This is a genomic window from Staphylococcus sp. HMSC056G08 (assembly GCF_001812305.1).
Classification (GTDB): domain Bacteria; phylum Bacillota; class Bacilli; order Staphylococcales; family Staphylococcaceae; genus Staphylococcus; species Staphylococcus simulans.
Genome location: NZ_KV808423.1, coordinates 1 through 442 on the forward strand (window position 1 = coordinate 1; position 442 = coordinate 442).

Genomic DNA, 442 nt, shown 5'->3' on the forward strand with positions numbered 1-442 from the left:
TCCACAGTTACTCGAATAATTAATAAAGCTGCTTCTCAAATAGCTCAAACACCGTTTAAATATTTACCGGAACACTTGATGATGGATGAGTTCAAAAGTGTTAAAAATGTTGTCGGTAAAATGAGTTTTATTTATGCAGACGCAGTAACACACCGTATTATTGATATTGTGCCTGACCGTAGGTTATTTGCTTTGAAAAACTATTTCTATCGTTATCCTCTTTCTGAAAGAAAACGTGTGAAAACAGTGTCTATCGATATGTACGAACCTTATATGGCTTTGATCAGAGAAGTTTTTCCTAATGCCAAAATTCTAATAGATCGTTTCCATATTGTTCAGTCTTTAAATAGAGCCTTGAACATGACTCGAGTAACAGTTATGAATAGTTTCAGAACAACTGAAAGACCTCTATACAACAAGTACAAGCGCTACTGGAAGATTC

The 442-nt window shown here is 34.6% G+C and carries 1 protein-coding gene; it reads left to right on the forward strand.

The features are described from left to right. On the forward strand, nucleotides 1-442 hold a 442-nt coding region (locus tag HMPREF2846_RS00880), incomplete at both ends, for a transposase (protein WP_141751850.1).